This is a genomic window from Polaromonas sp. P3_C2 (assembly GCF_056402675.1).
On the sequence record NZ_JBFUGX010000903.1, the window covers coordinates 1 to 1385 of the forward strand.

Sequence of the window (1385 nt, forward strand, 5' to 3'; positions counted from 1 at the left end):
GCGATGTACCAGGCTTTCCACGCCATCGTCCCCGTATTGGCCGAAGGCAAGACCGCCGAAGCGACGTATGACGTCGTGGGCCCGGTCTGCGAGAGCGGCGACTGGATAGGCCGCGACCGCGTGTTGTCTGTCGCGGCGGGTGACCAGTTGGCTGTGATGTCGGCAGGTGCGTATTGCATGAGCATGGCCAGCAACTACAACACACGTGGCCGGGCCGCTGAACTGCTGGTTGACGGTGTCGAAGTGCACCTCATACGCCGGCGGGAAACCGCTGAAGACCAGATGCGGCAGGAACAGCTGGTAGCGGGCTAATCCGGAACCACGCCCGGGGCAAGCGCGCGCCTCATCGGATCAGTGTCGATCAGCGCACATCGCTATCATTATGATAGCTGGTTGCGCACGTCGTATATGGGTTTCAGCCTCTTTTTCCTCAAGAACTGCTGCACACGCCAGCCGAGCAGTACGGCGATGATCGCAGCGTAAACGAACACTTCGGCAAAATTGTTCTTGCCGGCGCGCATCCAGAAAAAATGCAGCAGCCCCAGCCCGGCGATCATGTAGACCAGCTTGTGCAGCCACTGCCAGCGTTTGGCACCCATGGCTTTGATGGCCGCATTGAAGGACGTTGCCGCCAGGGGCGTCAGTAACACAAAGGCCGAAAACCCCACGAGGATGAAAGGCCGCTTGGCAATGTCTTTGGCAATATCGGCAAAGTCAAAGCCCATGTCGAACCAGCTGTAGCTCAGCAGGTGGACGACGACATAAAAATACGCGAACAGCCCCAGCATGCGCCGAAAGCGCGCCAGTGCAGGCGTGCTGGTGATGACCCGAAGCGGCGTGACCGTCAGGACGATGCAGATAAAGCGTAACGTCCAGTCGCCGGTGGCGCGTATCAACGCCTCGGCCGGGTTGGCGCCCAGCTGGTTGGTGAAGGCGCCGTAGAACAGCCAGACAAAGGGCAGCAGACAGACGAGGAACAGCACCGGTTTGGCGGCAGGGTGCAGCAACCATTTTTGCGCTGTCGACATCACAGCAATCCACCGCCGGGTCGACCTACATCGAAACACAGCGCAGCGTGCGTCCCAACCCAGCAGGGGCCGCGGAACCGGCTTTGCCGGGCCGCAGGCGCAGCGGCCCCCTCGGGGGGCAGCGCAGTACGCGAAGCGACAAGCGTGGGGGCCATATCTTTTAGAAGTTCTTCTTGAGGTCCATGCCCGCGTAGAGCTGGCCCACTTGCGCTTCATAGCCATTGAACATCAGCGTTTTGCGCTTCTTGGCAAAGAGGCCGTCTTCACCGATACGCCGTTCGGTGGCCTGGCTCCAGCGAGGGTGGTCGACGTCCGGGTTCACATTGGAATAAAAGCCGTATTCCTGCGCCGCGGCCT

At 60.7% G+C, this 1385-nt stretch carries 1 protein-coding gene and 2 pseudogenes; 1 reads left to right on the forward strand and 2 read right to left on the reverse strand.

The window, feature by feature from the left end; translation table 11 throughout:
• Positions 1–312: pseudogene (locus AC1DWI_RS23210) on the forward strand (diaminopimelate decarboxylase); the annotation flags it as partial.
• Between the two features lie 68 nt (positions 313–380).
• On the opposite strand, the gene AC1DWI_RS23215 reads toward AC1DWI_RS23210, so the two are convergent.
• Both AC1DWI_RS23215 and AC1DWI_RS23220 read right to left on the reverse strand, forming a co-directional pair.
• On the reverse strand, positions 381–1028 hold the full coding sequence (locus AC1DWI_RS23215) for a protein-methionine-sulfoxide reductase heme-binding subunit MsrQ (RefSeq protein ID WP_477669891.1): 648 nt from the start codon (positions 1026–1028) through the stop codon (positions 381–383).
• 160 nt (positions 1029–1188) lie between these two features.
• A pseudogene (locus tag AC1DWI_RS23220) lies at positions 1189–1385 on the reverse strand (protein-methionine-sulfoxide reductase catalytic subunit MsrP); the annotation flags it as partial.

Excerpts from the sequence above, each read along its gene's own strand:
- AC1DWI_RS23215 (WP_477669891.1), bottom strand. The coding sequence starts at position 1,028 with ATGTCGACAGCGCAAAAATGGTTGCTGCACCCTGCCGCCAAACCGGTG.